The 26,598-nt window shown below is 40.2% G+C and carries 19 protein-coding genes; 15 read left to right on the top strand and 4 right to left on the bottom strand.

From position 1 onward, the window contains the following. Positions 1-2: 2 nt before the first annotated feature. The 3 genes from DPX34_RS07435 to DPX34_RS07425 all read left to right on the top strand — a co-directional run bounded on the left by DPX34_RS07435 (position 3) and on the right by DPX34_RS07425 (position 2,615). A complete protein-coding gene (locus DPX34_RS07435; RefSeq protein ID WP_157964646.1) occupies positions 3-194 on the top strand; it encodes an OPA3 family protein in 192 nt (63 codons plus the stop codon). A 42-nt stretch (positions 195-236) separates the two neighbouring features. Beyond that, positions 237-500, top strand: coding sequence for a hypothetical protein (locus DPX34_RS07430; protein ID WP_157964645.1), 264 nt, complete (start codon positions 237-239; stop codon positions 498-500). A 453-nt stretch (positions 501-953) separates the two neighbouring features. Beyond that, the gene (locus tag DPX34_RS07425) at positions 954-2,615 is read left to right on the top strand and encodes a hypothetical protein (protein WP_111977770.1); all 1,662 of its coding nucleotides are present in this window, start codon (positions 954-956) and stop codon (positions 2,613-2,615) included. Between the two features lie 10 nt (positions 2,616-2,625). Here DPX34_RS07425 and DPX34_RS07420 read toward each other — a convergent pair whose 3' ends face one another. After that, a complete protein-coding gene (locus DPX34_RS07420; RefSeq protein WP_111977769.1) occupies positions 2,626-3,357 on the bottom strand; it encodes a class I SAM-dependent methyltransferase in 732 nt (243 codons plus the stop codon). A 260-nt stretch (positions 3,358-3,617) separates the two neighbouring features. Here DPX34_RS07420 and DPX34_RS07415 point away from each other — a divergent pair, with 260 nt between their 5' ends. Both DPX34_RS07415 and DPX34_RS07410 read left to right on the top strand, forming a co-directional pair. Continuing rightward, the gene (locus DPX34_RS07415; RefSeq protein ID WP_232824689.1) at positions 3,618-4,649 is read left to right on the top strand and encodes a family 16 glycosylhydrolase; all 1,032 of its coding nucleotides are present in this window, start codon (positions 3,618-3,620) and stop codon (positions 4,647-4,649) included. Positions 4,650-4,651: 2 nt separating this feature from the next. Further along, the gene (locus tag DPX34_RS07410; RefSeq protein ID WP_232824688.1) at positions 4,652-6,550 is read left to right on the top strand and encodes a CRTAC1 family protein; all 1,899 of its coding nucleotides are present in this window, start codon (positions 4,652-4,654) and stop codon (positions 6,548-6,550) included. Between the two features lie 843 nt (positions 6,551-7,393). On the opposite strand, the gene DPX34_RS07400 is transcribed toward DPX34_RS07410, so the two are convergent. After that, positions 7,394-10,003 (bottom strand): TonB-dependent receptor, encoded by a 2,610-nt coding sequence (locus DPX34_RS07400; RefSeq protein ID WP_111977768.1) that lies wholly within the window; start codon positions 10,001-10,003, stop codon positions 7,394-7,396. A gap of 322 nt (positions 10,004-10,325) precedes the next feature. On the opposite strand from DPX34_RS07400, the gene DPX34_RS07395 reads away from it, so the two are divergent. From DPX34_RS07395 to DPX34_RS07385, 3 genes are all read left to right on the top strand, one after another. Further along, positions 10,326-10,910 carry a hypothetical protein gene (locus DPX34_RS07395; RefSeq protein ID WP_111977767.1) on the top strand — a complete coding sequence of 195 codons (585 nt, stop codon included), beginning with the start codon at positions 10,326-10,328 and terminating at the stop codon, positions 10,908-10,910. A gap of 338 nt (positions 10,911-11,248) precedes the next feature. Beyond that, positions 11,249-11,761 (top strand): (2Fe-2S)-binding protein, encoded by a 513-nt coding sequence (locus DPX34_RS07390; RefSeq protein ID WP_111977766.1) that lies wholly within the window; start codon positions 11,249-11,251, stop codon positions 11,759-11,761. After that, positions 11,758-14,019: a xanthine dehydrogenase family protein molybdopterin-binding subunit gene (locus tag DPX34_RS07385; protein ID WP_111977765.1), complete on the top strand. Its 2,262-nt coding sequence runs from the start codon at positions 11,758-11,760 to the stop codon at positions 14,017-14,019. The genes DPX34_RS07390 and DPX34_RS07385 overlap by 4 nt, the downstream gene beginning before the upstream one ends. A gap of 105 nt (positions 14,020-14,124) precedes the next feature. On the opposite strand, the gene DPX34_RS07380 is transcribed toward DPX34_RS07385, so the two are convergent. Beyond that, a complete protein-coding gene (locus tag DPX34_RS07380) occupies positions 14,125-15,012 on the bottom strand; it encodes a response regulator (RefSeq protein ID WP_111977764.1) in 888 nt (295 codons plus the stop codon). Beyond that, the gene (locus DPX34_RS07375) at positions 14,996-18,373 is read right to left on the bottom strand and encodes a hybrid sensor histidine kinase/response regulator (protein WP_111977763.1); all 3,378 of its coding nucleotides are present in this window, start codon (positions 18,371-18,373) and stop codon (positions 14,996-14,998) included. The genes DPX34_RS07380 and DPX34_RS07375 overlap by 17 nt, the downstream gene beginning before the upstream one ends. A 271-nt stretch (positions 18,374-18,644) precedes the next feature. Here DPX34_RS07375 and DPX34_RS07370 point away from each other — a divergent pair, with 271 nt between their 5' ends. From DPX34_RS07370 to DPX34_RS07340, 7 genes are all read left to right on the top strand, one after another. Then, a complete protein-coding gene (locus DPX34_RS07370) occupies positions 18,645-19,610 on the top strand; it encodes a porin (RefSeq protein WP_111977762.1) in 966 nt (321 codons plus the stop codon). A gap of 88 nt (positions 19,611-19,698) precedes the next feature. Further along, positions 19,699-20,982 (top strand): urea ABC transporter substrate-binding protein, encoded by a 1,284-nt coding sequence (gene urtA / locus DPX34_RS07365; protein WP_111977761.1) that lies wholly within the window; start codon positions 19,699-19,701, stop codon positions 20,980-20,982. Between the two features lie 242 nt (positions 20,983-21,224). Continuing rightward, complete coding sequence (urtB, locus tag DPX34_RS07360) at positions 21,225-22,883, top strand: urea ABC transporter permease subunit UrtB (protein ID WP_438938511.1); 1,659 nt, start codon at positions 21,225-21,227, stop codon at positions 22,881-22,883. Between the two features lie 2 nt (positions 22,884-22,885). After that, positions 22,886-24,049: an urea ABC transporter permease subunit UrtC gene (gene urtC / locus DPX34_RS07355; protein WP_111977760.1), complete on the top strand. Its 1,164-nt coding sequence runs from the start codon at positions 22,886-22,888 to the stop codon at positions 24,047-24,049. Further along, the gene (urtD, locus tag DPX34_RS07350) at positions 24,049-24,855 is read left to right on the top strand and encodes an urea ABC transporter ATP-binding protein UrtD (RefSeq protein ID WP_198673648.1); all 807 of its coding nucleotides are present in this window, start codon (positions 24,049-24,051) and stop codon (positions 24,853-24,855) included. Before urtC ends, urtD begins: the two co-directional genes overlap by 1 nt. Position 24,856: 1 nt before the next feature. Continuing rightward, the gene (gene urtE / locus DPX34_RS07345) at positions 24,857-25,552 is read left to right on the top strand and encodes an urea ABC transporter ATP-binding subunit UrtE (RefSeq protein ID WP_111977758.1); all 696 of its coding nucleotides are present in this window, start codon (positions 24,857-24,859) and stop codon (positions 25,550-25,552) included. A gap of 1 nt (position 25,553) precedes the next feature. After that, the gene (locus DPX34_RS07340) at positions 25,554-26,519 is read left to right on the top strand and encodes an urease accessory protein UreD (RefSeq protein WP_232824687.1); all 966 of its coding nucleotides are present in this window, start codon (positions 25,554-25,556) and stop codon (positions 26,517-26,519) included. Positions 26,520-26,598: the final 79 nt, after the last annotated feature.

Here is a 26,598-nt window from a genome sequence, read left to right as displayed (position 1 = left end):
AAATGATTACAATTGTAAGTGTTGCAGGGATCAGTGCTGGTGCTTATGCTACTTATGTTAGTAGTAAAAAGCAGGATGCAAATGAAGATGAGTTAACCCAAGAAATAGAAAAATTAAAACACAGAGTTGAGGCATTAGAGACGATTATTACTGATAAACAATATGCCCTAAATCGAGAGTTTGATAAGTTATGATCGGTTGTTTCTCGTGATGTGTTAAATGGTATTAATGAACTTATGTTAACTATATTCAGAAAAAAGAATGCTGATTACAATCAAAATGAAAAGCGAATTACTGCGGGTATTTCATTTGTCTTATTCTTCTTGTTTGGTTTTTTGTATACCGATTCACTTGCTATAGAAAACGGTCATTTACTATTCCCTTTTCCTTATTTAGTTGGGTTTCTGTTAGGCGTTATCGTTGGTTTGATAGGCTATCGATACCCAAAAGTCATTCATTTAACCGTTTTTGCTTTACCCTTAATGTTTGTTGGTAGCTAAAAATATAAGCTAATAAACAATAAAAGTGCGTGCTTGTGTTAACCCGCTAAGAAGATCTGTCATTAACGGCGATGAGATAGTTAATTAGTCGTTTTTTTATACACATAAAGTCTTCTCGCTCAGGTTTTATGGTTCATTGTCAGCGCTTACTCTCGACTTTGGCTCCTGCGTCGTTCTAACACCTAAATCCATTTAGGCGGCCTCAATCACATAGTAGAGCATATGCTCATGGCGTCTCGAAGCTTGCCTGCATGGATGCAGGTAAGGGGCGATAGCAGGACGCGGTAGCTTTGACGGCTTTGCTTACAGGGATGTAAGTACTTATGTTTCGTCTGGAACGAGAAACCTGCCCCTAAAGCCCGATCGCTTTGACTATAATTTATAGACATAATGCGGTGTTATTCGTATTTATCGTTATACTTTTTATGTTATTAACATGATTGAGTAGAAGATATGAGTCAGATAGCACGTGCTAGCTTTACCGTTTTTAATTCCCTAATTTTTGTTTGCAAAATAATACTATCAGTCGTTTTATTCATTTCACTAACCTCCTTACCTATTATTGCTAAAACACTCCCTTCTAACAGTCATCAATTTTTCGAAAATAAAGTTTTTGACGACAAGCCTCATATCTTGTTTGCTCAAGAAAAGTATACAACTAAGGTAAACGATACAAAGCGATTACAGCAAGCGTTAAATAAAGCGTCTAAAGAATTTCAAGGGGGCGTGGTTATTTTGCGTCCAGCAAAAAAGTCGATTAACAAACGTTTTCGTTTAGACCGAATTGATGTGCCTTCTAATATTCGTTTAGAAATAGACCCCAGTGTGACACTCGAAATGATGGGAAATTTAAAAAAGGGCAAACAAAAGGGCCGATTCTTATTTTTGGTTGGCCGGAGTAAATCACTTAAAAAGCTGATGAAACATTACATTGAGAATGTCGAAATCAGATCAACGGATCCTTATCGTAATTTTACCATTGACTCTAAAACCAATATGCCGATCGTATATAATCAAGGCGGCACTGCCGAAACCGGAGTCAATACAACCCGCTCAATTCCGGTTGGTTTTTTCTACGCAAAAAACTTTGCGATTTCTAATGTGACTATCATTGATAACCATACTGAATCTGTTTCAGTGCAAATGTATCCAGACACGGATTACCAAGATGGTGCGTATGCTAAACGTGGCAAAAAAAGATCAGATGATGTATTTCTTGATGGTAAGCGGGGCAAGCCTTTAAAGCAGAATGCAGAAGGTGAGTTTATCGATAAACAAGGCAAGGTTATTCCGGATATGTTTGCGATACAGCGTAACCCTACCTATGGTCGTACGCCCATAAAAGGCAGTATAAAAAACATCAAAGCGCTTAACTCACATACTGGTTATGGCGTTGTACAAGCTTATGGTGCCGATTGGGTTGAAATACGTAACATAGAAGCATTCAATGGCATTGCCGTGAGAATAGAAGCGGGTAATGGCGCACCTAATGACAACGTCAACCGCTGCGGGCCTTATAATTCGTCGATAAATAACATTGAAATTTCTGATGTTAAAGTAACCAATGGTTTTACTGGTGTTTGGTTAAAAGCCCATAGCAAGATTATTAAAAACATTAGCGTGCACAATATATTAGCAATCGACAGCGCGACGGCATTGCTTGTTGAAAAAGGAACGTTATGCCGTGAGTGTCGAGATTTAACTCGGGGTTGGATGGAGAACGTAAAAATCACCGGGGATATTATTTTAAAAAGAACCATCAAAGATAAAGCGGTTGCAGAAGTTGGTTTGATCGCGACTAATTTTTTAGCACCTTCTGAGCGAGCCAAATTAATTGATAAAAATAAAGACGGCAAGATAAATTGGCTCGATTTACCGCGTAATAAATCAGGTAAGCGTTGGTATTTAATTCAACCTACTGCACCTGTGTTAGCGAATTCACAATTATCGGCTACCGAAATCGGGGATCAATCCGACAAAGAAGGCTTTTTTGCCGTTGATTATAGCAAGGCTAATATTCAAGGCATTAACCTGTTGAGACCGGAAAAAATACTTTATCGCAATGATATGTATTTTCCGGATGGTAAACACGCTAAAAAAACGATTAATAAATAAGTGTCATGACTTAGGTTGTATGCTTCCTTTCTGCGACGACAAAAACAGAAAAGAAAGGCTGATTTATCGGTTTATCGAGTGTTATTTTGTAAATGTCGACATGAAAAAAAGACGGTTTCAGCAACGTGGTTAATTCTTGAATACCGCCTTTTAAGCCTAAATCATATTCGTATATCGGCATAATAATGATTGAACCTCCGAGCTTACAAGCTGAAATCATGCTTTTAAAGTAAGCTAAGCTATCTTGATATTGCGCTTCGTTAGGTGTTGATACATATAATGGAATAGGGCGAGTTGCAAATGACGTCACTAAATCAAAAGCCCCTTGTAGCTCAGGAAGATAAGTTAAAGCATCTTGTATTTTATCATCAATAATAAATTGTGGATTAAACAATTGATGTACTGGGTTTTGTTTATTGGCACAATCTGGATCGGCTAACCAAACACCTTTTGCTTCTTGCGCCATGCAAGCTGATAGTTGTCCGCCGCCACAGCCTACATCTAAAATTCGCTTCGAATGACACAAGCTTTTAATCGACATTTCACCAAAGGCGACTGCGGCCATTAAAACAAAGCGATAGGGATCACGTTCTCTAAAGATGGCGGGTTGACCGGAATCATCAACGCTTGGATACACGTGCGCATCAACAAACTTATCTAACGTTAGCTTATTACAGTCGATTTTGCCATAAGCCGTATCAACCGTGTGCGCTCTTGTGGGGAATATAGTTTCGTGATCCATTTATGTAAATCCTATTGCATCAATATAATTAAAACGCTTTATTTAAGGTGTTAATTTATTGTAACAAAGGACTGCGTAATTGTAATTGCTAAATGTTTAACTTTATTACGTATGTAAACAATTGGTTAAATTTACCTGAATGTAAATTTACGTAAATAGTGCGTTATTGGCTTTAATTAATAAAGATCATATGTTCTAATAAATAATATCTAATGTTAATTTTTGAGAATCCTATGATCGCTAACCTGAAAAAAAGCCTTGTGAATAAGATCACTTTATCTGTTTTAGCTAGCAGCTTAGTTGCGTGTGGTTTGAACCCACAAGCGGAGCAAATTCAAGAAAGTGGGCTTACCGCTCTGTCAGCGCAACCAATCAGTGTGTTGCCACTGAGTGATCCAAATAATGAAAGCCAGTGGATATACAACACAGAAGTCAGTGATGAATTTGAAAGCGCTTCTTTAGATGAAGACAGATGGTACATCGTAGGTAAATTTGAAGATGGCAAGCCTGTTTATAAACACCCTGATAAGCCAAATAAAAAAGTCTGGAAAGGTCGCGCGCCTTCTCAATTCTCGGGTCGAAATTATCGTTTAGAAGACGGAAAGCTCATTTTAGAAACACGATGGGAGCCTGATTTTCCTTTTTATGGTGAAATTCATAAACCTGTTTTTGGCGATGCATTGCCATACGAAAACCTAACCACAGCCTGCATTATTGGGCGTCGTGATTTTAAATATGGCTACATTGAAATAAAGAGCAAAGCGGCTGATGCCGAAGTATCAAGCGCATTTTGGTCTATGGGTAAAAAACTTGAAGTTGATTTTTTTGAGTTATTTGGCGATCACCGAGGCGAAAACAAAGATCATATCGATCGTCAATTATGGTGGTCTATTCGTGATTGGAGTAAAGCTGTAAAAGGTAAACCAACATACACAGAATATAAAGACCTTGGTTTTAGGGTGGCTGACGACTTTCATGTTTATGGCATCGAGTGGGATGAAGACGGTTTTAAATATTATATCGATGGCAAATTATTAAGTGATGTGCCAGCAGCAAAAGTAGATGCATTTGCTAAAGAACATCGTGGTGTCGATAAAGGTTATGTGGCGACTAAACCGTTAAATTTGTGGTTAGACCAAGAAACATTTCCTTGGCATGGTGTGCCCGATAGCCTTGAAGATTTAGAGAAAAATAGCCCAGAAGGCAAAAAAGAAGATGGTATTGTCGATTTTGAAATTGAATACGTTCGAGTCTGGCAGAAAAAACCAAATATAAAAGCAGGTGCGTATTAAACATGAAAGTACAATCAATACTATTAAGTATCAAAACAGTATTAGCGTTTAGTCTTTCTGCTTTAATGGGCTGTCAAAGCTCTGTTGCCGTTGAAAATGCAAACACGAACGTCACGACAACTCAGTTATATAGTCCGGTTAGCCATAACGTATTTCCACGAGAAGAAAAATATTTACGTCAGTGGGATACCGCAACGGTCGCTGATCTTGATCAAGATGGTTACCCTGATTTGTTACTTAACGACCATGGTTTTAGCATTCGAGTTATGTGGAATAACCAAGGTAAATACGCTGCACCTTATGATTTATTAATGGGCGATGCTCATGGTATTTCGGTTGGTGATTTTAATAAAGATGGCCAGCAAGATATTATTTTATCACGTGGTGGCGGATCGGGCTCTAATGCGCGTAATGCAAAAATGGTGACGGTTTCTAAAGATCGTCAATTTACTACCTTGCCAGATTTTGCGGTTCCACTTGAGTATATGCGTGGCCGCACTGTTAAGTTTATTGATTTAGACAATGATGGTTTTTTAGATTTAGTTAACTTTGCTTTTCCGTCGAACGAGAAAAAAGGTAAAACTGAAAATTATCTGTATAAAAATGATGGCCAAGGCAACCTTGTTTTAACTTCAACTTTACCGGCCATTAAAGGCGATGGTCAAAAAACGCTTTTGACAGACTTTAACCATGACCAACAAGTTGATCTCGTTATTTATGGCAGAGGACCGGTAACCGCTTACCAAAACCAAGGTGGTTTTAAATTTACCGATGTAACCGATAAAGTCTTTCCACAGCCGATAAAAGATGTAACCAGCATTGCTGAAATTGATTATGACAACGATGGTGATTTGGATTTATTTTTTACTCGTGGCCATGAGTTTACGGCCGGTGAAACTTTTTATAATAGCGAAAAACAGTTATTCGGTTTTTATTCTAAGCGAGGTCAATCGACTTTTGATAAATTAAAAGGCGGTGATATTGTTAATATAAATAACTTGCAAACACAATGGCCAAATAAAACGTTATTCGTGGGCGAATCGGCTTATGAATATGCGTTTCCGGGTGAAACGCATTCGGGTCGCGACATACGCATGGTAAATAGTGATGCGCTTGGTTTTCCGGATTCAACAGACGAAAAAGGCGTTTACATAGGTTATATTGGCAACAAAGAATGGCAATTAGTGGTGAATACTTGGTCACCCGCAACTGGCGTTATTCAAGGTATTAAGGCGGCTAAAGAGTCTAAACATGCAGAAAGTTTAACGAATATTATGTTGAATAATGATCAAGGTGTGTTTAGCGATGTGAGCGGTAAGGTGGGATTGGAGCGTCAAGCGCATAGCACGTCAGTCGCTATACTTGATGTTAACAATGATGGATTTAGTGACTTGGTTGTGCGTGAGCGTGGCGATTTGGTTAATGATAACCACGCGCAAGTCTATTTAAATCAGTATGGCCAAGCGTTTGAACGACAAGCTAGCTCAGGTGTGGTTACAACCGAATTAGGTGCTATTGGTTTAGGTATTGAACCGGTCGATTTTGATCTTGATGGTCGTGTTGATCTTGTATTAGGGGATGAACGCGGTAAATGGCATTTAATGCAAAATACCTCAGCCCAAGCGCTTAATAATGATTTTATTCGTGTTGATATCGGTTCGTCAAAAGCTAAACAAGCTTCGGCATTAGGCGCAATGGTATATTTAACAGGCTGTAATAAATCACAAATGCAACGTATTGGCGCTACGTCTGCAGCTTATTCGTTTAGTTTTAACCCGCATGTGCAGTTTGGCGTGGGCCAATGTGCTGAAACACATGAACTCAAAGTGGTGTGGCCAACGGGTGAGCAAAAAACAATTAAGGTTAAACCGACTAAACAAACCGTAACGCTACAACATTAATTTATGTGGCATATGGGTGAACAGCTATGTTGATTGGCTGTTCACAAATATAGTCTTCTCGCTCAGGTTTTATGGTTCATTGTCAGCGCTTACTCTCGACTTTGGCTCCTGCGTCGTTCTAACACCTAAATCCATTTAGGCGGCCCCAATCACATAATAGAGCATATGCTCATGGGGTCTCGAAGCTTGCCTGCATGGATGCAGGTAAGGGGCGAGAGCAGGACGCGGTAGCTTTGACGGCTTTGCTTACATGGATGTAAGTACTGAGGTTTCGTCTGGAACTAGAAACCTGCCCCTAAACCCCGATCGCTTTGACTATAGTTAGGCTAGGTTTTTTGTTATACCAATCCGTAATAATAAGTGCCCACTCAGCGAGCGTTTAAATGCGCTTAATCAAGGCGCTTGAATGAAAGAATAGTGGTGCTCTTTTGAGTTCGAGCAACACAGAGTAAGCGCATTTAAAACTCGCCTGAAAGGAATGCACCAGCGGCTTTTGACCTGTGTTATCGGTATTTGAAAGGGAACAACCATTCCTGTACACCGACGCCTTGTTCAAAAACCGCTGGATGCATTCTGAGAGATCACTTATTAATATGGATTGGTATTAAATGCAAGTTCAGCAACATAAGCTCAGTAAGATTAAGTTGCATGGCTGACAATATGAAAATACGGAATTATGTGTTGTTTAATGAAATATTGTTGTACTAAAGATTGCTAAATAAACCTGATTAAATCAAAAATGCCGAGCAATGATAGCTCGGCATTTTTATTGCTCGCGATTTATTTTCTCGTTTTTACTCTCTAGATCTTAATGCTTTCAACTAGCGTGCAAATTAAACGTGATTAAAAATAAGTACGGATCCCAAGTTGAAAATTACGACCTGGTAAAAGTGCTTGGTCTTTTAAAAATGAGGTATGCACACGTGCTTCTTCATTGGTTAAATTATCAATTCGAGTGAATACTCGCCAGTCCATATCCGCTATCTGGGTTTGATAATTTAAGCCGATATTAATTAACGTATAGCCATCGGTCATGGTTTCAAGTTTTGCGGTTTTTGTTTGGTCGTCATACCAAACCACTTCAGCGTCCGCTTCCCACTTATTCCACTGATATTGCAAGCCTGAACCTAAACGTAAAGGCGGAATGCGCGGTAAGTTTTCAGTGTCTATTTTCGCTCGTATGTAATCACCGAATACGTTTACACGTAATTCATTGTTTACTTGATAATGAGCTTCAAATTCAAACCCGTAAAGCTTAGCATTGCTTTGTTGGAAACGAAGAATTGGGAAATTATCTTCATCATGACCATCTTCATCGTGACCATCTTCAACATGGGCTTCATCAGCGTGATCGTCGTCATGATCATCTGCACCATGGTTGTGAACATCTTCAGCGTTAAAGGTTAATCCAGTATCTTCTTGATAAATGTAATCATCCACATCACTATAAAATACTGAAGCCGTTATCCCCCAGTCTGCAGAAAACTGTCTAAAGGTGATATCGATATTTTTACTCACTTCTTCATTTACATCACGAAGAGTCGTTAATAACTCACCTTCATCGTTTGCATCAAATACTAAACCAAATTCATAAGTACTGGTTGCTAAATGCGCACCACCCGAGAATAACTCTTGTTGGCTAGGCGCTCTTTGCGCGTAAGATAATGATAAGGCTATAGATGCTTGATCACTATAGTGCCAGTTAGCACCAGATGATAATGAAAAGGCCGTGAATTCATATTTGTCGAAGTGGAATTCTACTGTTTCTTCATCATGGTCATCGTCATCGTCATGGTCATCACCATGATCGTCGTCATGGTCATCACCATGATCGTCGTCATGGTCATCTGCGTCATGATGAGTCAGCGATAAATTTACATCCATTGGTTCGGTAGTGTATTCAACTTTTTCAATGCGGCCACCAAATTGTAAGGTAAAATCTTCTCGTTTTTGCTCTTCTAAAATGAATAAAGCGTATTGGCTTGATTCTACTGGCGGAGAAAAGGCTTCAGCACCGACTGATTTATATTCATTATTGCTTACTTGCAAACCAATAACACCGTGCCAACCGGCCATATCTTCAAGATGAAAATCTAAGCGTGTTTCTATCGCCTCATTAGCAAAAGTGGTGCCTATTTCATCACCTTCTAGCTCGGTATGTTGATAGTCAGAGTATGCTCCGCTAAATTCAATGGCTGATACACCGTGAAAAGGTGTATGCAACTTACCAGCGAGTTGATAACGCTGTAATGATGAATCAATATTAACCTGCTCTTCATGCTCTTCATGCTCTTCATGCTCTTCATGCTCATCATGCTCATCATGCTCATCATGCTCATCATGCTCATCATGCTCATCATGCTCATCATGCTCATCATGCTCATCATGCTCGTCATGATCATCCGCGTGTGCTGCGTGGCCTGGCACCCCGTAAACGTTATCCATCTTTTGAACAGAAAAACCAATATAGCCTTGATCGTTAACCCAAGATAAACCGGCTACCACGTTATCAGTTTTAACCGCAGAGTTTTCAATTATGCCACTGGTATCGCCATCGTGAGGTGTTGATTCAGCAAAACCAGGGATCTCTACATCTTGAGTTTCACGTTTAAACGCATCTAAATGAAAAGCGAGATTATCACTGCCCGTGGTTAAATCGATTTTACCAAAACGTTCATTGTTTACACTGCTATAACGTAACTCTCCTTCGCCCTCAAGCTCAGATGGCACATAAGCCGGAATGCGATTATCAACAATATTAACAACCCCACCAATGGCGCCACTGCCATATTGTAATGTTGCAGGTCCTCTTAATATTTCAACTTGTGTCGCGCTACTGGCATCACTGGCTACTGCATGATCAGGGCCAATACGAGACACATCGGCTGTATCTAACCCATTTTGTACAATTTTAACGCGGGGGCCATCATTGCCTCGAATGACAGGGCTTGCTGCAACACCTGCAAAATACGTGCTGTGCACGCCGGGTGTCATCTTTAATGTTTCGCCCAGCGTTGCTGCTTGGCGCTTACGGAGTGTTTCAGCACCCAATACCGAAATGGGCGTGATTGATTCCATCGTGGTTGTTTCTAAAATTGTCGCTGTTACCAAAACGTTTTCGAACATAACCGGGACTAACGAAAAGTCGAGAACTTGGTCAGCTTTAACATAACCAAAATCATGATCATCGTGTAAATGATTGTTTGAATGCACATGAATATGGATATGGTCTTGCAGTTCGCGTTCGCTTAATTTTAAAACGTAGCGTCCATTTTCATCGGTTTTCACAACTTTGGTTGTGCCTTCGAGTTTTATTGTTGCATCACTGACTGGGTTGTTTTTTTGATCTAAAACCGTACCCGTGATTGAAGACGCTAGCGTGGGTAAGGCGATACCTGAAGATAAGACGGTCGCAATAGATAAGGTTAAAAAATTGGGCTTTACAAAAGGCATAACAGTACACAATAAAATTTCAATTGCGTGTTATGTTATAATGTAACAGTTCAATGTCAACCCTTCAAGCATAATTAAATGTAATAATATAACATCATTTTTACGCTTGTGTAGTCGCCTGTTAAATTATTTTGTTTAACCTAAATTAACCACTGAAATAAAATGAAATTATGATTAACAAAATGCGCGCTCTGCCTTAAACTATCAGTCCATAAATCGGTGTTGTGCTATATCGCTTAACCCTTAACCCTTAGCTCTTAAAGCATGGGTCAATTAATCTCATTAAATACCCCTACTAATAAATAAAATAAAGGATTTATCAATGCGCTTATTAATGCTTGGTTTGATCAGTACAACGTTAACGGCTTGTGTGTTAACTAATGAATCAACTATTTCGACTCATGGCTTGATTACTGAAAATGAGCCCGAAACTCAGGTCACTCAAGCTTGTATTGGCAGTGTGGGTTTACCCGCTCATTTAAAAAATTCAATGGTCAAAGCTCAAGATACCACTTTACTGAATAATTCAATCGGTGAGCCTAATGCGGGTAAGTTATGCCAAGGTCAGGTATATGAAACAACTCAAGCGATAACCCTGTTTAGAGCATGGAACAGCACTAACCCTAATAGCCAACTTGGCCGTTGGTGGGCACATAGCAAACCGACGGGTTTAGTGGCTGATTATCGTCAAGATTACGAAATTTGCTATCAATGGTCACCTTTAGATGTCATGTCAACTTGCACATTAAAAGCCGGTGTTAAAGTGGTGTTAGGAACAGGCCAAAGCGCACAGTGCTCAGAATATTTAACGTATCCTGTTTCAGATGCCCAACAAATTTACATAGAAAACGCCAGTGAATTACTTGAAAAGTGCGAGACCAAACAAGGGGTCTTTGCTTGGGAATAATCAATATTAAAAACACATCATAAATAACGAAACAAAGGCGCACAACTCACAACGCACTGCGCTTTTGTATTCCTTATTGTTTTACCCTCTTTTCACCCATCCGCTTCCGGCTTTCGGTGTTGTTCAGGTTGTATACCCAAGGTCGTCCCACGACCTTATTAAGCTAAATTTACACTTCTCGATTTTATAGGCTTAAACAAAATATTAACAAAACATATGATCTTTATTTAAAAGTGATGTTTATTGCGGTAGCATAGGTTTATTATTTGTTAGCTTTATATTCACAGCGACAAATCATTTTACACCACAGCCTATTACTCTAACGTGAGATTTATATCATGATTGATCTAAAAATTAATAACCAAACCTATCAAGTAGATGCGCCAGACGACATGCCTATCTTGTGGGTGTTACGTGATTTATTGAATAAAAAAGGCACTAAGTTTGGTTGTGGTGTTGGGCAGTGTGGGGCGTGTACGGTGCATTTAAATGGCCAACCAATACGATCTTGCATTACACCTGTAATGGTGGCTAAAGGCGCTGAAATAACCACGATTGAAGGGGTTGATGAACAAGGCGAACATGCTATTCAAATTGCTTGGCGCGAAAATAACGTACCGCAATGCGGCTACTGCCAATCAGGGCAAATAATGAGCGCGATTAACTTACTTGAAAACAAGGCTGCGCCATCTGATCGCGATATAGACAATGCCATGTCAGGTAATTTATGCCGTTGTGGTACATACCCTCGTATTAAAAAAGCAATCAAGCAAGCTGCTTCTATCCTAGCCAAAAACAATGAAAAAATAAGCGTTAATCAATTGTCAGCTGATGAAGGAGTGCAATCATGAACTTATTAAAACTCAATCGTCGTGAATTTTTAACGCTTACCGGAGTCGCAAGCAGTGGCTTATTACTTGGGTGTAACTCAACCCTTAGTTCAAGCCCTAGCTCAAGTGACGTGGCTAAATTTGGCAAAAATAACGATCCTCAAACTTTAAACTTATTTGTGTCGATACGGCCTGATAACACGGTTGATATTATCAATCATCGTTCTGAAATGGGGCAAGGCAGTAAAACCGGTATTGCACAAATAATTGCGGATGAGCTTGAAGCTAATTGGCAAAACGTTAATGTGATCCAAGGTTTGGGTGATAAAGCTTATGGCAGTCAAAACACAGATGCATCAAGCAGTATTCGGGGTTTTTATACCAAAATGCGTCAAGTAGGCGCGTTAGCCCGTACCATGTTAGAGCAAGCCGCGGCTGATTATTGGCAAGTGAGCTTAGCTGATGTCAGTGCAAAAAACAGTAGGGTACGCAACAAGCAAACCGGCGCTGAACTGGCGTATGGCGACTTAGCAGAATTGGCGACCAAGCAAGCCGTTCCGGATGTTAAAACTTTAACGTTTAAAAAACCGAAAGATTTTAACTTTATTAATAAACCGGTACCTATTGTTGATTTGCACGATATAAGCGTGGGTAACACAACTTATGGTATTGATGTTGAATTTCCTGATTTAGTGGTTGCCGTGATTGCGCGTTGCCCTGTTTTGCATGGGCAAGTCAAATCATTTGATGACAGCGCAGCCCGAAAAATACCGGGCGTGGTTGATGTTATTCAAATGTCGGCTACTACCAAGCCCGTATTATTTAACCCCGTGAGTGGCGTGGCGGTACTCGCTACGAATACTTGGGCCGCAATAAAAGGGCGAGAAGCACTTAATATTGATTGGGATTTAGGCGAAAACGCCGGTTATGCCTCTAATCAAGCAATGCAAGCCATGGCTAAAAGGGTGACTCAACCAGCCAAGCGTGTCGCTCACAAAGGTGATGTAACCGAAGGTTTTAAAAAAGCTAAACAGGTTATTGAAGCACAATATAGTGTGCCATTTGAGGTGCATGCACCGATGGAACCCCCCGCGTCTACAGCATGGGTGCAAGGTGATCAATGTGAAATTTGGGCTGCTACACAAAACCCACAAGCGGTGATGAAGCACGTATCCAAATTATTAAGCACAACTGAAGATAAAGTAAAAGTAAATGTAACGTTGTTAGGCGGCGGATTTGGCCGAAAAGCGAAAGCCGATTTTGCATTAGAAGCGGCATTTTTATCTAAGCAATCAGGCCGACCGGTAAAAGTGGTATGGACCCGTGAAGATGATATTCAATCGGGCTATTTTCATGCGGGAACCGCACAATATATGAAAGCCGGTTTAGATGACAAACAAAAAATAGTGGCTTGGTTACAGCGCACGGTTATTCCAACCATTGGTTCTACGTTTAATGCTAAAGCCTTTGCGCCACAAAACTTTGAATTGTCTATGGGCTTTAACGATTTACCGTTTGATATTGAAACCTTGCAAAGTGAAGCAACAGGGGCTGAAACGCCGGTACGTATTGGTTGGATGCGCTCGGTGTTAAATATTCCACATGCTTTTGCATTGCATAGCTTTATTGATGAGTTAGCCCATAGTCAAAAGATGAAAACGCCTGACTTTTTGCGTTTAGCCTATGGTAAAAACCGTCAAGTTAATCCGTTTAACGATTTTAATTTTAAAAAGTACGGCAACTACAGCGAGAAATTTAAAAAACATCCAATCCTCACCGCACGTTTTAAAGGTGTGTTAGATAAACTAACCACGTTAGTTGATTTCAATGCTGAATTACCTGCAGGGCAAGGGTGGGGCTTAGCCATTCATCGCAGTTTTGTTAGTTATGTTGGCGTAGCCACGAAAGTAGAAGTTAAAAACGGCCGTTTAAACGTGCTCGATATGCAATGTGTTGTTGATTGTGGCGTGGCTGTTAACCCTGATCGGGTGCAATCTCAAATGGAAGGCGCGATGATATTTGGCCTTTCACTTACCTTATCGGGGCGTATTGATATTCAAAAGGGGGCGGTGGTGCAATCTAACTTTCATGATTATCCATTGCTTAGAATGAATCAATGCCCAACGATGAACGTGAATATTATTAAAAGTAACCATTACCCTGGCGGTGTAGGCGAACCAGGCGTACCGCCTGTTGCCCCGAGTATCACAAATGCTATTTTTGCTGCAACGGGTCAGCGATATCGTGATTTACCGTTAAAAGATTATTTGAATGTATAAATGAATCATTAAGGCATTGATGATAAAACCGTTCAGTTTGTTGAACGGTTTTCATTAAGCTCTCTTTGTTTATTATATTCGCGTATTTTTGCTTAGTGTCGTTTGTTAAGATTCTAAGATTCTAATCGAAATAGCGGCGGCGGCTGTTCGATTATCCACGCCAATCTTTTTAAACAGTTGCTCTAAATGTTTATTAACGGTGCGTGGGCTCATTTCTAAGATCTGTGAAATCTCCCAATTCGTTTTACCGTGCGATACCCAATATAAAACTTCAGATTCGCGTTTGGTGATCGGCAAGGCTTTTTTTAAATCTGCTGGGCTCTTGTCTATTTTGCTTTCGTGTATATGTAATTGGTGCAAATTGTCTTGTTGGCGATCGTAAACGATTTCTATCGGTTGTGAAAATACGTTAAGGCGCAAAGGTTGCGAGTGATCAATGATTAACCACTGTGAAATTGCCTGTGCTAACGTCGCCCAAGGCGTCGTGTCTTGTTGCGAAATATCATCAATTATTTGATGCACTTGTGGTGTCGCCCACGCCAGCATACCTTGCGAGCTAACACAAAAAACGTTTTTACCGGCATGATCCAAAGCTTGTTGCGCACTTAGCGCTAATTTAGCCGTTTGAATATGACTTTTAATACGGGCGAGCACTTCATCTGGGCTAATAGGTTTGGTGACGTAATCGATACCACCAGCGGCAAACCCTTTTACAACATCTTCTACGTCGGTTAAACCTGTCATAAAAATAATGGGCGTGTTAGGTAACAATACCTTTAAACGTTTGCAGGTTTCAAAGCCATCTAGTTCGGGCATGATGGCATCGAGCAATATCACATCCGGTGTTACTTTTTCGGCTATCGAAAGTGCTTGTAAACCATTAAGTGCGACAAGAGCTGTATACCCAGCCGTATTTAAGGCGACATTTAACATGCCGAGTGATTCGGGTGAATCATCGACAACGAGTACTACATTGTTAATTGTGCTGTTCATCTATTAACTCACTTAAATACTGACAAATTTTAGGAAAATTACAGCTTTGCACATAATCATCTAATTGGGATGCGACAACAGGAGGCACTTTGCAATTCGATTTTATCTCGTCTAATTGCTGATTAAAACCCGATAAATAACCAATTTCGGCAAGGGCAATTAAAGACTGATATTGGCTTTTGCTTGGCCCTAACACTTGTGTTTGCTTTTGTTCTATCATTGCCTTGTTATCGCTTAGAGTATCTTGATATTGCCAATCTAAATTGAGCGTCGCCCCTATTTTTTCTAATAAATTATCAATATTAATCGGTTTAGCAATGTAGCCGCTGTGCTGTAATTGAGATTGCTGACTAGTTGCTTCTTCTCGGGCGTTAGCCGAAACCATAATAACCGGCGTTGATATTTTATTGTTCCTTAGTTGTTCTAGCATTTGCCAGCCGTTCATTTCAGGCATACGCACATCGAGCAAAATTAAATCGACCGGATGCTGCGCTAAAAACTCAAACCCCTTTAATGCGTTTGCGGCTAAATGCATGCGAAAGCCTTTGGGCTGCAATATATCTAACATGAGTTGGCGTTGTACATCGTCATCGTCAATAACTAATATATGCTGGGCATTTTTATCGTACCCAATTGCATTACTAGTTACGTGTTCTGGTTCTGTTGATGTCTGTTTTATTTTGGCTAACATTAATTTTAAAGTAAATGTACTGCCACGACCAATCGTACTTTTTAACGTGATCTCTCCACCCATTAGCTCAGCCAAAGAGCGTGAAATAGTTAAACCTAAGCCAGTCCCCCCAATCGATTGGGTATGGGTTGTTCGTATTTGCTCGAAAGGTTTAAACACTAAATCTTGCTGGTCTTGCGAAATGCCGACGCCTGAATCTTCAACGATAAATTGTGCAACTTCATTGCGGTAAATAATACTTAATTTAATTTGACCTTGCTCGGTGTATTTTATGGCATTAGAGAGCAGGTTCATCAAAATTTGTCTAAAGCGCTGTTTGTCAGTCGCGACATAATCGGGCAAAAAAGGGCTGCATTCATAAATAAAGGTTAAGCCTTTTTTACTGGCTTGCATTTTAAACATATCGACCAATTGATCGATAATGACTTTAATACGCACTTCGTCACGATGTAATTGCATACGACCTGCTTCAATTTTTGAAATTTCGAGCAGGCTTTCTATCAAATCAGCTAAATGTTCGCCGTTGCGTTTAACAATACTGAGCGTTTTGCGTTTGTCTTCTGGGATCGAGCTATCTTGACTGAGCAATTGAGCATAGCCGAGCATCACATTAAGCGGGGTTCTTAACTCATGGCTCAAACCCGCTAAATAACGACTTTTAGCATCATTGGCCGATTCGGCTACATTTTTGGCATCTTGTAATGCCATAGAGGTTTGCTCGTGGGCATTAATTTCGTGTGCCAATGTGCGAGCTTGCGACCGGAGTTCTTTTAATGCTGAGCGGTTACTGCTGCGCGCCAAAATAAATAACCAACTAATAATGCCGATAATAATCATTAACAAGAAAAATATTTTGATGAGCGTGCTGGCAAAAACGTGTTTTAGGTTTGCATCTTCTACCGGAATTTGCAGATAAATCAAAAATAAGATGGCTGCGCCAATTAAACTAAGCCCTAATGTTACGGTGATAAATTGCATTAAAGGTGTGGTTAATTTTTTGAGCAATGACGTGGTTAAAAAACGATTAAAAAAGTGATGTGATTGTGCCAGTAGTGTTGCTTCGGGGCGGCATAAGTCGCCACAACGTACATCCAAGCTGCAACAAAGTGAGCAAATAGCTTTAGCATAAGCAGGGCAATAGGTCATGTCTTCATGATCAAACGCATTTTCGCAAATATAGCAGTGCGTGATTTTAGCGAGAGTGGGTGACTCTTTTTTAACTAAGTAGAACTGACCTTGGGTTATATAGCCAATAATGGGCACGGTAATAAAAGGTAATGCAAACGCAATATAAGACGCTAATGCTTCAACCGTTTCACCATACCAACCAAAATGCCCAGTAAAACCAAAAAATGAAGCAATAAGCATAGAGCCCACACCCACTGGATTAATATCGTATAAATGCGAACGTTTAAACTCAATATGTTTAGGGCTAATACCTAGCGGTTTATTAATAATAAGATCAGCCACAACCGAGCTTAACCAAGCCAATACGACAACGGAATAAACCGACAGCATGTTTTCTATGGTTTGATAAATACCGAGTTCCATTAACAATAATGCGATCCCGACATTAAAAACCATCCATACGACGCGTCCGGGGTGATTGTGGGTCACGCGCGAGAAAAAATTAGACCAGGCTAAAGAACCGGCGTATGCGTTGGCGACATTAATTTTTAGTTGAGAAATAACCACAAAACTACAGGTTAATATAAGGGCTAAACTTTGATTACTGGTTAAATAACCAAAGGCAATTTGATACATATGCGCAGGATCATCTGCGACGTCGGGTGCTAAGCCATGTTGTAAGGCTAAATAGGCTAAAAAAGAACCTAAAAATAATTTTGCCGCACCAAAAATGATCCAACCTGGGCCTGCCGCGGTTAGCGCTAACCACCAATGCCATTGTTTTTGTTGTGGTTTTTCAGGTAAAAAGCGTAAAAAGTCAACTTGCTCACCAATTTGGGCAACGAGTGATAAAAGTACAGCCGAAGCCGTGCCGAATAATAATAAATCAAACCCTTGGCTATTTTCACCACTCACTCCCGTAAAATTTAACCAGCCTTTTATATCGGTTTCGGGGTGGCTAAAAACATAAATAAGTGGGGCGACTTGTAAAATTAACCAAATGGGTTGTGTCCAAACCTGAAAACGGCTGATGTACGAGATACCATGCGTAACCAAAGGTAAAACAATGAGCGCGCTAATAACGTAACCAACCGCTAGCGGAATGCCCAATGACATTTTAAGTGCCATTGACATAATGGCCGCTTCGAGTGCAAAAAAGATAAAAGTGAATGAGGCATAAATCAAACTAGCGATAGTAGAGCCTATGTAGCCAAAACCGGCTCCGCGACTGAGTAAATCAATATCAACGCCATATTTAGCCGCGTAATAACTAATGGGTAAGCCATTAAAAAAGATCACAAATACGATAGCTAAAATAGCCCAAGCCGAATTAGTAAAACCATAATTTAAGGTAATGGCCCCCCCAATCGCTTCGAGCACTAAAAATGACACAATGCCGAGTGCCGTATTGGCTATCCAGCCTAATGACCATTGTCTAGCTCGCTTTGAAGTAAAACGTAAAGCAAAGTCTTCCATGAGTTCGTTAGCAACAAACTTGTTATAGGTTCTGCGCGTAGGAAGAATTTTTTGATTAGATGGCATGTGAGTAATAGAGGCCTTGTTGACTGTTTATCGGTAAATCATAAGTGGCTAAAATAATTGAGCTAGAGTCAGCAACTTGTATCATACCTACGTCTAAAAAATATTCTAAACACATTTTTAGTTTTTTAAATATACGTATAAACGCGTATGTCTTGTGCGCACATTCGCGAATATGAACCTTTATCAAAATAACAGATACTGACCGCAGCTAAAAAACAGTCACGACGAACTGTTCAGCATTCGAATCTTAAAAAAATGAAGGGTATATCACATGAAACTAACTAAAAAGCTAACACCAATCGCCTCTATGGTTTTACTTACTCTAGGCTCAATGTCTGTTGCACAAGCAAGTGACTCTGTATTAAGTGACAAGCTAAGCATTGGCGGCTTTATCGACATGTCTTATTACGCGTCTGATACAGACGGTGGCAGTTCAACTCATGATGCAGGTATTGATCAAGTTGAAATCAATGTCGGTTATGACTTTGGCAATAAATTAACAGCAGCTGTTGATATTGAATACCAAGATCAATCAGACGATTTAGAAGATAATCAAGAAGTAGATATTGAACAAGCATTTATCAATTATGCTATTTCTGATTCAGTATCAATTAAAGCCGGTCGCTTTTTAAGTTATAGCGGTTGGGAAACAGAAGAACCAACGGGCTTATTCCAATATTCAGGCACTGGTTATGGCGGCATTTTCTACGGTGGTTACCAACAAGGTGTATCTGCACTATATAGTGGTGACGGCTTCTCTGCTGCAGTTTCTATTGTTAACGACCTTGGTGGTGAAGGAACTGACACTGAGCACCCTGCGGTAGAAACAATGGTTGCATTCATGCCTTCTGATTCTATCACTATCAAGGGTTTTTATTCAAAAGACGGTGATGTTGAATTATTAAACACTTGGGCAAGTTATTCTGTTGATTCACTGACATTAGCTGCTGAATATAATACAGCAGAAGATAGTATGTTCGTGGGAAGTGACGCTAGCGGATATCTATTAATGGCGAATTACGGCTTTAGTAATGATTGGGGCTTTACAGTTCGATATCACGACTATGAAGTAGAAGACGCGGCAGGTGCAACTTTCGTAGAGCAAAGCGCAATTACCTTATCTCCTAGCTATGTAGTTAATGATAACTTATTGATGGTGTTTGAATACCGTATGAATGATAACGGTGCTGGTGCGGATGTAGACGAGTTAGCCATTGAAGCATTAGTAACATTCTAATCTAAACCTCTTATCGACCTGGATACCTAATTGGCTTCATAGAGTCATTAGCGTATTCAGGAACTATCTAATTATATAGGAAAATATTATGCAACTTAAAAAGCTATTAATAGCAAGTTCAATTGTCGCGAGTGGTTTTATTTCAAACCTTACTTTTGCTGCCGACACGATTAAAGTCGGTGTTTTACACTCATTATCAGGCACCATGGCTATCAGTGAAACTACACTAAAAGACACGGTTTTAATGATGATTGAAGAGCAAAACAAAGCGGGTGGTTTATTAGGCAAAAAGCTTGAAGCGGTTGTTGTTGACCCTGCATCAAATTGGCCTCTATTTGCTGAGAAAACACGCGAGCTTTTAGCTAAAGAAAAGGTTGATGTTATCTTTGGTTGTTGGACATCAGTATCGCGTAAATCTGTTTTACCGGTTATTGAAGAGCTTAACGGTTTAATGTTCTACCCCGTTCAATACGAAGGTGAAGAATCGTCTAAAAATGTATTCTACACCGGTGCTGCGCCAAACCAACAAGCGATCCCAGCCGTTGATTACTTGATGAATGATATCGGAGCGACACGTTGGGTGTTAGCCGGTACAGATTATGTTTATCCACGCACGACGAATAAAATATTAAAAGAATATTTAAAAGCGAAAGGGGTTAAAGATGCTGACATCATGATCAACTACACACCTTTTGGTCATTCAGATTGGCAGAATATCGTATCTGACATTAAGAAATTTGGTTCAACAGGCAAGAAAACGGCGGTTGTATCAACGATTAATGGTGATGCAAACATCCCTTTCTATAAAGAATTAGGTAACCAAGGTATTTCAGCTGAAGACATCCCAGTTGTTGCATTCTCAGTGGGTGAAGAAGAACTTTCTGGTTTTGATACTAAGCCATTAGTGGGTCACTTAGCGGCTTGGAACTACTTCCAAAGTGTTGAGTCTGACGAAAATGAAGCCTTCATCGCTAATTGGAAAAAATACATCGGTGATGACAAGCGCGTAACTAATGACCCAATGGAAGCGACTTATATTGGTTTCAAAATGTGGGCTAAAGCGGTAGAAAAAGTCGGTACGACTGATGTTGATGCTGTTGAACAAGGCATTATTGGTGTTGCTGTGCCTAACTTAACCGGCGGTACCGCCGTTATGAATGCAAATCATCATTTATCTAAGCCTGTATTAATTGGTGAAATCCAAGAAGATGGTCAATTTGAAGTGGTTTGGGAAACGCCTGATACCGTTATTGGTGATGCATGGTCTGATTTCTTACCAAGCTCAAAGAACTTAATTTCAGATTGGACAGCACCGGTTAAATGCGGCAACTTTGATGTTAAAACGGCTAAATGTTCTGGTCAAAACTTCTAAATAGTCAGTCTTTGTTAACTACTTGACCTCCCTGCAGGTAGTTAATAAACCTTGTGATTAGCCTTCAACCTATAAATCGTCATGCTAATTGGCTGATTTATTAGGGCTAATCACAAGGACACTTAAATTTAAATTGTCACTTTAAATTGTAACTAGGGTTGTCCTACCAACCCGTCCTATCAAGTTTGCCAGCGTTATCTAGTTTAGCGTTGGCGGCTTTCATCAAATTAAAGGAACTCGCAATGATGCGATTTTTTTGTATTCTCCTTCTTAGCTTAAGTGTGTTTTCCAGTCAGGCTGATGTAAGCACTTCACCAAAAGCTAATATGCATGAAACAACAGAAACCCCTTCTGTTGTAAACGATGCGCTCATCATACAAGCCAGCAAAAAACTAGCGGCATCAAGCCTACGTAAAATGCCAGCTCAAGTTAAACAATTTGCTGAAATTGAGCATCCTAAGGTACGTTACGTACTAACCCAATTAATGAATGGTGATTTATATTACGTTAAAGCCACCAAACAAATCGTCACGCGTGAAAAAGATACCGACGGCAGCTATAAAATTTGGCACGGTATTTCAAAAGCCGCATTACCAAATGTTAAGCGTTCAGCACTCAAAAAAGTTAAAACGAACAATGCGATCCGTAAGAGCATTCGAGGCCTGCTGGCGCAGCTAGATTTAACGAGCCCTGATAAAGGAGTGCGTTTAGCAGCAATGCAAGAGTTGTTAAGTAAACCCAGTGATGAAACGGTTACTTTAGTTAAAAAGCTCAGCTTAAAAGAGCAAGACGAAGATGTATTGTCGTTGATGAATTCCGTTATTTATGTTCAACAACTTTCAAGTGCTGACGCTGCGCTGCAACTAGAGGCGGCCAAAGCGCTGCAAAATAGCTTAGAACCCAGTGTTAAAAATGCATTAGAAAAAACACTCGCCGCAACTGACATCAAAAATATTGAACTACGTAAAGCGCTCGAAACGGCAATCAGTAAAATTGAACAAAAGCGCAGCATTTTTTCTATTATCGAAAACTTATTTTTTGGTTTGAGTTTAGGCTCTGTTTTATTATTGGCCGCGATTGGTTTAGCTATCACGTTTGGTGTGATGGGCGTTATTAATATGGCGCATGGCGAAATGATCATGCTGGGTGCCTATACCACTTATGTTATTCAACAGGTTTTTCCACAGTGGATTGAGTATTCATTATTTATGGCTATTCCGGCGGCTTTTTTAGTGTCGGGGTTTGTGGGCATTTTAATTGAGCGTGGGGTTATTCGTCATTTGAAAGGTCGACCGCTCGAAACCTTACTTGCCACCTTTGGTATTAGTTTAATTTTACAGCAATTAGTGCGTAGTGTGTTTTCGCCGTTAAATCGTCAAGTGGCTGCGCCAGAATGGATGAGTGGATCATGGCAGATTAATCCGATTTTCTCTTTAACCTACAATCGCTTATACATCATTGTGTTTGCGTTAATGGTGTTTGTGGCTTTACTGCTTATCTTGAAAAAATCATCTTTAGGTTTACATGTGCGTGCGGTTGCGCAAAATCGCGATATGGCACGTTCCTTAAGTATTAAAAGTGATTGGGTTGATGCCGCAACTTTTGGTTTAGGTTCGGGTATTGCGGGTATTGCCGGTGTTGTTTTAAGTCAATTAACTAATGTTGGACCTAACCTGGGGCAAGCTTACATTATTGATTCGTTCTTAGTGGTTGTGTTTGGCGGTGTGGGTAATTTATGGGGTACGTTAGTGGCCGCAATGACATTAGGCACGGTGAATAAGTTCTTAGAGCCTGTCACGGGGTCGGTATTAGCCAGTATTATTGTGTTAGTTGGTTTGGTGTTATTTATTCAGAAACGTCCTAAAGGATTGTTCCCACAAAAAGGTAGAGCGGCGGATTAATCATGTCAAATAAAAGCGGATCAATCTTGTTAGATCTAAAAAACAAGTTCAATACATTGCACTGGGTGGTGGCCAGTTTATTTATTGCCACCTTTTACGTTACTTTTTGTAATTTAGTGTTTGCCGAAGGCAGTATATTCCATGTGAGTAGTTATACCGTTACCTTGTTTGGTAAGTATTTATGTTATGCCATGCTAGCGTTAGCCGTTGATTTAGTTTGGGGTTATTGCGGTATTTTAAGCTTGGGACATGGTGCATTCTTTGCGTTAGGCGGTTATGCCATGGGCATGTATTTAATGCGTCAAATTGGCGATCGGGGTGTGTATGGTAACCCTGAACTCCCTGATTTTATGGTGTTCTTAAACTGGGATGCATTACCTTGGTATTGGGCGGGTTCTGATAGTGTGGCTTGGATGGTAGTCATGGTGTTTGTTGCACCCGCTATTTTAGCTTTTGTGTTTGGTATGTTAGCGTTCCGCTCACGGGTGAGTGGCGTGTATTTATCGATTATGACACAAGCCGTGACTTACGCGTTAATGTTAGCTTTTTTTAGAAACGAAATGGGCTTCGGCGGTAATAATGGTTTAACTGACTTTAAAGAGATTGTTGGCTTCTCGCTGCAATCCGAAAGTACGAAGTTAGGCTTGTTTATTGTCACTGCGATTGCTTTAGCCTTTGCTTTTTTTGTTTGTCATTTTATTGTTAATTCAAAAATGGGCCGTGTTGTTACCGCGATTAGAGATGCTGAGAACCGTGTCCGTTTTGTGGGGTACAAGCCTGAAAACTATAAAGTTTGGATATTTGTTGTCTCTGCGATGATTGCCGGTGTGGCCGGTGCATTATATGTACCGCAAGTGGGCATTATTAATCCGGGTGAGTTTTCGCCATTAAACTCAATTGAAATGGTTATTTGGGTGGCAATGGGCGGACGTGGTTCATTATATGGTGCCATCATTGGCGCAATTGTGGTGAGTTATGCTAAAACACGTTTCACCGCGATTATGCCAGAAGCGTGGTTGTATGGTTTAGGTGGGTTATTTGTTTTAGTTACCTTATTACTGCCTAAAGGTATTGCGGGTATGTTGCCGCAACTTAAAAGCAAATTTGACGAAAAATTTGGCAAAACAAATAATGTAAAAACATCAACACCTGTGGAGAGTAAATAATGAACAACAAAGCAGGTTCGCCTTTATTAGCGCAAGATCACATTTCACCGGATACGCGTCATGGTGTGATTTTATACGCTGAAAACGTGAGTGTTAGTTTTGATGGTTTTAAAGCCTTAAACGATTTAAACCTTTATATTAATGACGGTGAATTACGCTGTTTGATTGGTGCCAATGGCGCCGGTAAAACCACGTTAATGGATGTCATTACGGGTAAAACTCGACCTGATACGGGCCGAGTTAGCTTTGGTCAACAAGTCGACTTACTACAATTAAATGAATCTGAAATAGCAAATGCGGGTATTGGCCGTAAATTTCAAAAACCCACGGTATTTGAACAACTCACTGTGTTTCAAAACCTTGAATTGAGTTTAGCGGGTGATAAGGGCATTTGGGTTTCGTTGTTTCATAAATTAAATAGTGAGCAAAAAGATCGCATCGCCGAAATACTTAAAACAATCGGTTTAACCGCCAATGAAACACAATTAGCTGGCGCATTGTCACATGGGCAAAAGCAGTGGCTCGAAATCGGCATGTTATTAGCGGCAGAACCCCGTTTATTGTTAGTTGATGAACCTGTTGCGGGCATGACAGCACAAGAAACAGAACGCACCGCTGAACTATTAACCTCACTCGCAGGTAAGCATTCGGTGGTGGTGGTTGAACATGATATGGCGTTTGTGCGTTCAATTGCCCGTAAAGTAACGGTATTACATCAAGGCTCGGTATTAGCCGAAGGAACAATGTCTGAGATCCAATCTAACCCAGATGTTATTCAAGTGTATTTAGGCGAGGAGCAAGGCTAAGATGATAAAATTAAGCAATGTAAATCAAAAATATGGCGGAACTCAAATCCTTTGGGATTTGAATATGGAAATTAAAAAAGGCTCTCGCACCTGTATTATGGGCCGCAATGGGGTGGGTAAAACCACCTTGCTTAAATGCATTATGGGCTTATTACCCATTAGTGATGGTGAGTTAATTATTAATGATCAAAACGTGGTTAAAAGCTCAGTTGAAACCCGCCCGCAAATTGGTGTGGGGTATGTACCACAAGGTCGAGATATTTTTCCGCAATTGACAGTTGAAGAAAACCTGAAAATTAGCTTAAACTGCAAACGACAAACCAGTAAAACAATTCCTGAACACGTTTATGAATTGTTTCCGGTACTTAAAGAAATGTTACATCGTCGCGGTGGTGATTTATCGGGTGGACAACAGCAGCAGTTAGCGATAGCGCGAGCGTTAGTGTTAAACCCTGATATTTTAATTTTAGATGAACCCAATGAAGGAATTCAGCCTAATATTGTTCAGCTTATTCGCGATGTATTGTTAAAACTGAATAAAGAACAAGGGATGACGATAGTGTTAGTTGAACAAAAATTGCCGTTTGCTAGAGCCGTTGGCGAAACCTTTCACTTAATGCAAAAAGGTGAGGTTATTTCATCTGGTCCGATGGCAGAATTGACTGACGAATTAGTCGCTAAGTATCTAGCGGTATAACGTGTCAGCATTATTAATACCTGAAAAAACCATGGCGACAGACGATACTTTAATGAACCAACATAACTTAGCATCGCCTCTCGTACCGCTCTCGCCAACCCTAAAAAACCAGTGGCTGGCGAGCCTTGAATTAACTTTTTGCCATTCAGCTCAAGGTACACAATTACACCGCACTACCCGAAAAGGGCCGCTTAGTGTGCAAAAAGCGTTTTATCCTGAAGGGCGTGATTGTGCTCATGTTTATCTTTTACATCCGCCTGCGGGCATCGTCTCAGGTGATGAATTACACCTTGCTTTAAACATAGAACAATCAGCACATACGTTACTCACGACCCCCGGCGCTAATCGTTTTTATCGTGCACGAGACGATTTTTCAATTGGTGACCCACAGCAATTACAAGTCGGGCATTATTATTTAAAAGAAAACGCCATACTTGAAAACCTACCACTCGAAACGCTTATTTACGAAGGCGCACATGCCATAAATCAAGTTGATATTCACATGACCCGTAGCAGTGTTTACTTAGGTTGGGATATTAGCTGTTTAGGTTCGCCATTAACGAATAAGCCGTTTGAGTTAGGTCGATTTACCCAACTTAACCGTTTATATGTCGATGACAAATTGGTGTTTCATGATCGCATTGCGATAACGCCCGAGAATCAATTGCTGCACAAAGCGGCAGGGTTGGCTAATCATAGCGTTTTTGCTACGTTTATTGTGGCTGCGCCCCAAGCGTTAGCCGAAGCAAGCCAGCGTAAACTATTGGTCACAGAGTTGCGCGAAAAAATAATAGACCTTGAAGCACAGCGCAAAGTCAGTGTAACGGATATTGGCGGTGTGTTGGTGATCCGCTATTTGGGGCATCACAGTGAAGAATGTAAGCAATATTTTAATGCATTATGGCAAACCGCTCGACCGGCTTGTATAAATAAACCGGCATTAAAACCGCGTATTTGGTATACCTAAAACACATTAACGCATCAGTGTTAAACCAAATTTACGCCTAACCCACTTAATTAAAGGTTACATTTATTTAACCTTGTTA

Source organism: Algibacillus agarilyticus (assembly GCF_003286125.1).
Classification (GTDB): Bacteria; Pseudomonadota; Gammaproteobacteria; order Enterobacterales; family Alteromonadaceae; genus Algibacillus; species Algibacillus agarilyticus.
This window is presented reverse-complemented; position numbering and strand designations above follow the sequence as displayed.

What these genes read in the sequence shown, in the direction of transcription:
- DPX34_RS07430 (WP_157964645.1), top strand. Translation starts at nt 237, where the DNA reads ATGTTAACTATATTCAGAAAAAAGAATGCTGATTACAATCAAAATGAA.
- DPX34_RS07380 (WP_111977764.1), bottom strand. Translation starts at nt 15,012, where the DNA reads ATGAACAGCACAATTAACAATGTAGTACTCGTTGTCGATGATTCACCC.
- DPX34_RS07395 (WP_111977767.1), top strand. Translation starts at nt 10,326, where the DNA reads ATGCGCTTATTAATGCTTGGTTTGATCAGTACAACGTTAACGGCTTGT.
- DPX34_RS07375 (WP_111977763.1), bottom strand. Translation starts at nt 18,373, where the DNA reads ATGCCATCTAATCAAAAAATTCTTCCTACGCGCAGAACCTATAACAAG.
- DPX34_RS07420 (WP_111977769.1), bottom strand. Translation starts at nt 3,357, where the DNA reads ATGGATCACGAAACTATATTCCCCACAAGAGCGCACACGGTTGATACG.
- DPX34_RS07385 (WP_111977765.1), top strand. Translation starts at nt 11,758, where the DNA reads ATGAACTTATTAAAACTCAATCGTCGTGAATTTTTAACGCTTACCGGA.
- DPX34_RS07370 (WP_111977762.1), top strand. Translation starts at nt 18,645, where the DNA reads ATGAAACTAACTAAAAAGCTAACACCAATCGCCTCTATGGTTTTACTT.
- urtB (WP_438938511.1), top strand. Translation starts at nt 21,225, where the DNA reads ATGATGCGATTTTTTTGTATTCTCCTTCTTAGCTTAAGTGTGTTTTCC.
- DPX34_RS07390 (WP_111977766.1), top strand. Translation starts at nt 11,249, where the DNA reads ATGATTGATCTAAAAATTAATAACCAAACCTATCAAGTAGATGCGCCA.
- urtA (WP_111977761.1), top strand. Translation starts at nt 19,699, where the DNA reads ATGCAACTTAAAAAGCTATTAATAGCAAGTTCAATTGTCGCGAGTGGT.
- DPX34_RS07435 (WP_157964646.1), top strand. Translation starts at nt 3, where the DNA reads ATGATTACAATTGTAAGTGTTGCAGGGATCAGTGCTGGTGCTTATGCT.
- DPX34_RS07400 (WP_111977768.1), bottom strand. Translation starts at nt 10,003, where the DNA reads ATGCCTTTTGTAAAGCCCAATTTTTTAACCTTATCTATTGCGACCGTC.
- DPX34_RS07425 (WP_111977770.1), top strand. Translation starts at nt 954, where the DNA reads ATGAGTCAGATAGCACGTGCTAGCTTTACCGTTTTTAATTCCCTAATT.
- urtC (WP_111977760.1), top strand. Translation starts at nt 22,886, where the DNA reads ATGTCAAATAAAAGCGGATCAATCTTGTTAGATCTAAAAAACAAGTTC.
- DPX34_RS07410 (WP_232824688.1), top strand. Translation starts at nt 4,652, where the DNA reads ATGAAAGTACAATCAATACTATTAAGTATCAAAACAGTATTAGCGTTT.
- urtD (WP_198673648.1), top strand. Translation starts at nt 24,049, where the DNA reads ATGAACAACAAAGCAGGTTCGCCTTTATTAGCGCAAGATCACATTTCA.
- urtE (WP_111977758.1), top strand. Translation starts at nt 24,857, where the DNA reads ATGATAAAATTAAGCAATGTAAATCAAAAATATGGCGGAACTCAAATC.